5 protein-coding genes are annotated in these 4080 nt (G+C 59.6%); 3 read left to right on the top strand and 2 right to left on the bottom strand.

The window, feature by feature from the left end; genetic code table 11:
* Both ACT6VE_RS34435 and ACT6VE_RS34440 read right to left on the bottom strand, forming a co-directional pair.
* The coding region (locus ACT6VE_RS34435) for a nitronate monooxygenase (protein WP_444802618.1) at positions 1-326 on the bottom strand (326 nt) is incomplete at its 3' end.
* 12 nt (positions 327-338) lie between these two features.
* Positions 339-1124 carry a FadR/GntR family transcriptional regulator gene (locus ACT6VE_RS34440; RefSeq protein WP_054136163.1) on the bottom strand — a complete coding sequence of 262 codons (786 nt, stop codon included), beginning with the start codon at positions 1122-1124 and terminating at the stop codon, positions 339-341.
* 154 nt (positions 1125-1278) lie between these two features.
* Between ACT6VE_RS34440 and ACT6VE_RS34445 the strand changes: the two genes are divergently transcribed.
* From ACT6VE_RS34445 to ACT6VE_RS34455, 3 genes are all read left to right on the top strand, one after another.
* Positions 1279-2556 carry a cytochrome P450 gene (locus ACT6VE_RS34445; protein WP_156318215.1) on the top strand — a complete coding sequence of 426 codons (1278 nt, stop codon included), beginning with the start codon at positions 1279-1281 and terminating at the stop codon, positions 2554-2556.
* A 29-nt stretch (positions 2557-2585) separates the two neighbouring features.
* Positions 2586-2912 carry a 2Fe-2S iron-sulfur cluster-binding protein gene (locus ACT6VE_RS34450; protein ID WP_054136162.1) on the top strand — a complete coding sequence of 109 codons (327 nt, stop codon included), beginning with the start codon at positions 2586-2588 and terminating at the stop codon, positions 2910-2912.
* A 725-nt stretch (positions 2913-3637) separates the two neighbouring features.
* Positions 3638-3823 carry a transposase gene (locus tag ACT6VE_RS34455; RefSeq protein WP_287891646.1) on the top strand — a complete coding sequence of 62 codons (186 nt, stop codon included), beginning with the start codon at positions 3638-3640 and terminating at the stop codon, positions 3821-3823.
* Positions 3824-4080 lie beyond the last annotated feature (257 nt).

A 4080-nucleotide genomic window follows, 5' to 3' on the forward strand; every position in this document is an offset into this window, starting at 1 on the left:
GCCATGAAATCCTCGGCAAACTCGCGGTATTCGGCCGCCAGCGCCATCGGATCGGCGCGCGCGGCGCCGATTTGCGGGGGCTTGCCCAGGCGCACCGAAGCCGGCAGCAGGGTATCGACCCCAAACGGCTTGTCGGTCAGTGCGCGGGTTTGGGCAATCCATTCCCGCAGTCGCTTGGGCGCGCAGGCTGCGGCGCCCACGACCCCAAACCCCCCCGCATTGGAAACCGCCGCCGCTAGCGCCGGAACGCTTGCCCCACCCATGCCGGCGAGGACGATCGGGTATTCAATCTTCAGCAAGTCGCAAATGCGGCTGTTCAAAGCCATCGTCTCTCTCCTTCAGATTTCCCGGCTTGCGTCCCCCCAGCGGACCTTTTGCGCGAGTAGATCGGGACTGCGCTCTGCCAGATATTGGGTCGATCCATCGATGAGCCGTTCCATCTGGCGCCGGGCAGACACAGCGTCGCGCATCCGCACGGCGTGAAGCACACGGCCGAGGCACCTCAACTGGGCGTCACGCTCCTGCACCGAATAGCCCAGACCTACTGACATGCTGCGGGTCAACAGGTGCAGAGCGGAGACCAGCAGACCGAAGGTCGGGTTTCCGCTTGCCCAGCCCAGCAGATCGTGAAACCGCCGATTGGTTTCCTCGAATTCCGGTCCGTCGCGCTCACGCTCGAGCTGTGCCAGGCTATCCTCGAGCGCAGCAAGATCGGCAACGGTAGCCATCTCCGCAGCCCGCGCCGCAACCATCGGGGCAACCGCCTCGCGCAGTTCGAGCAGCGCCCGAAGGTCGGTATCCATGAATTGCAAAACCAGCGCCATCGAGCTGGCGAAATCTGCGGTCTGCGGACGGGTGATAACCGGTCCGCCGCCCCGACCCGGGGCGAGATGGATCACACCCTGCAATTCGAGAAAACGTAGTGCCTCGCGCAGCGTGGCGCGCGCCACATCGTAGCGTGCCAGCATGGCATGCTCGTGGGGAAGCCGGTCACCCGGCCCCTGCGCGTTACTCTCGATGTCTTCGACAATCTCGCGGGCAAGCAACAGGGCGCGCTTGGTCTTGATCTGAACAAAGCTTGCGGCGGGTGCCGCCGGGCGGACAGGGGCGTGACTGGATTTCATGATATTCTGATAAGAATTAATCCAAATGCTGTCAATGTGCTCATATGGAGCCTGGCATATGAGGTATTTTTGGACAAACCATTATACCATTTATTGACTCATTGGCGATCTGCCTTTAGCCATCCCAAAGTAAACTGTGCTGAGGGAGGTGACCATGGCCGCGCAGGCAATTCCAACCGATCTGGACGAGGCCGATCTTGCCCGGGCCATTGCCGCCATCCCTCTTGCGGAAATCGACGTTGCTCGCCCAAGCCTGTTCCAGAGCGACAAGGTTGGGGCCTTCTTCGAGCGGCTGCGGCGTGAGGACCCGGTTCATTATTGCGCCGAAAGCGCCTACGGACCCTACTGGTCTATCACTCGATACAACGACATCATGGCGGTCGACACCAACCACAAGGCGTTTTCATCCGAAGCCAGGCTGGGCGGGATTGCGATCCAGGATATGCACAGCGACCAGAGCAATCTCGAGCTCGAGATGTTCATCGCGATGGATCAGCCCAAGCACGACGACCAGCGCAAGGCGGTCACTCCGGCAGTGGCGCCGTCAAACCTGCTGCTGCTCGAACCCGTGATCCGCGAACGTGCCGGTGCTATTCTTGATTCGCTGCCAGTCGGTGAGGAGATCGACTGGGTCCAGAGCGTTTCGGTCGAATTGACCACCATGACGCTGGCAACCCTGTTCGACTTTCCCTGGGATGAGCGGGCACGCCTGACCCGTTGGTCCGATGTCACGACCGCGATACCAGGGGCAGGAATAGTCGGTTCCTTCGAACAGCGCCGCAAAGAGCTTATCGAGTGTGCGATGTATTTCAAAGGGCTCTGGGACCAGCGGATCGACCAGCCGGGGGGTAACGACTTGATCTCAATGATGGCGAATTCGCCTGCCACGCGCGAAATGCCGTTCCTCGAATTCCTGGGCAACCTGCTGCTGCTGATCGTGGGCGGAAACGACACTACCCGCAATTCGATCAGCGGCGGGGTCCTGGCGCTGAACCGGCATCCCCAACAGTATGATAAATTGCGGCGCGACCCCGGCTTGATCGGCAGCATGGTTCCTGAAATCATCCGCTGGCAGACTCCGCTCACCCACATGCGCAGAACTGCGCTCGAAGACAGCGAGATCGGCGGAAAGCGCATCTCCAAGGGTGACAAGGTCGTCATGTGGTATCTTTCGGGCAACCGCGACGAAACGGTGCTTGACCGGCCCGAGGAGTTTATCATTGACCGGAAGAACCCGCGCCAGCATCTTTCGTTCGGCTTCGGCATCCATCGCTGCATGGGCAATCGACTAGCCGAATTGCAATTGCGGATCACCTGGGAAGAGATCCAGAAGCGCTTCCACTTCGTCGAGGTCGTTGGCGAGCCCGAGCGACTGCTGTCAAACCTTGTTCGCGGCATCACCCGCTTGCCGGTCAAACTTCACGCGCACTAAATCCCGCGCAAAAGGAAAGTTGCAGTTCGATGGTCAAGGTCACCTTTGTTGCCCACGACGGTCGCCGGTTTCCCGTTGAAATCGGATCCGGAATGACGGCTCGCGAAGCGGCACTGTTCAACGATGTCCCGGGAATCGACGGCGATTGTGGTGGCCAATGCGCTTGTGCCACATGTCACGTCCATGTCGATCCCAGATGGATCGGCCGGGTCGGATGCCTTGTCGATTGCAGTATGGAGGCCGATTTGCTTCAATTTGTCGAGGGCAGAACCGAAGAAAGCCGCCTAGCCTGCCAGATTAAGCTTGATGAACGGCTTGACGGACTTGTCCTCTATGTCCCGGAGCAGCAGTACTGAACCAAGGTCTACTTTCGCACTTGGCCCGCGGTTAAAAGGCGCGGCACGTCGTCCGATGCCATGAGATACGACATGCTCATGAGCAAGCTGTCGCTGCTTTGGACGCCACCGGCCAATCCGATGACCGGAAGCTGGCTAAGGATGTTTGCACGTTCCTCAAAAAGCATCAGGGTTATGAATGCCACACCCGAGGTTTTTGCTGCGCACCATACCTAATGGCTTGGATACGAACCCAGCAACCCCGTAAGACAAGCCCGCGACCCTCCATAGCGTGGTGAATCAAGCCAGTGAGGCCGAGCTAGCTTTGCTGTCTATGTCGAAGCAAGCATGAGCAGGGTTAATGCCCTATCGAGACGCCGCCGCTTCGCTTTGGACGCGGAGCCAGCCAAATCAGGGCCGCCGCAACGAGCAAAATCGCGGAGAACGTCCAGAATATATGAATTATGGCCAATGTTGTGGCCTCTGCCTCGACCATGTTGATGAGCATTTGAAGCAGGGCTTCGGGCGAGAATCCAAGTCCGGAAATTGAGCCGACCGCCGCGCCGGGTTCCAGAGCGGCGACGATATCGTTGCGTGCACCGCGTTGCGTGTCGCCCCAGTAATGAGACCTGTGGGCGGGTAGCCATGGCGCAGCGTTCGATAGGCCAGGAGCAGTTTGGTTTGCCGGGCGACCCCGGCCGTCATCAGCGCTCGACGAACTTGCCAAGCTGATCGACTGGAACTCAGTGGCAGCGCTTCTTGACCCGCTCTACCCGGTCAGCAAAGGGGAACCCGCCTGGCCGCCAGTCGCGATGTTCAGGGCGCTGCTTCTTTCGATCTGGTACGATCTGTCCGACGTGAAGCTGGCCGAGGCGCTCGACGATCGTTCCTCCTTTCGCCGCTTCTGCGGATTTTATACCAAGGCGCGCTGAGGCTGACCCACGCGAAGGATTCCCAACCGGGTGAAATTATGATTCGTTGCGGCAGGCATATGGAAGCTTGCAATGGCGGCAACGATTGGGGTTCGGACCGATTACACATCATAGGATTTGCGGGTATTTGCCCGACGATGCAGTGACCCGGATCAGGTTCGCCGGCTACTGGCGCTGGCGTTGATCGTTGACGGCGGAAGTCGGAGTGATGCGTCCAAGTTTGCCGGTGTCACCCTGCAAATCGTGCGCGACTGGGT

Origin of the sequence: Shinella sp. (assembly GCF_052438155.1) — a bacterium.
Classification (GTDB): domain Bacteria; phylum Pseudomonadota; class Alphaproteobacteria; order Rhizobiales; family Rhizobiaceae; genus Shinella.

What these genes read in the sequence shown, in the direction of transcription:
- ACT6VE_RS34445 (WP_156318215.1), top strand. Translation starts at nt 1,279, where the DNA reads ATGGCCGCGCAGGCAATTCCAACCGATCTGGACGAGGCCGATCTTGCC.
- ACT6VE_RS34440 (WP_054136163.1), bottom strand. Translation starts at nt 1,124, where the DNA reads ATGAAATCCAGTCACGCCCCTGTCCGCCCGGCGGCACCCGCCGCAAGC.
- ACT6VE_RS34450 (WP_054136162.1), top strand. Translation starts at nt 2,586, where the DNA reads ATGGTCAAGGTCACCTTTGTTGCCCACGACGGTCGCCGGTTTCCCGTT.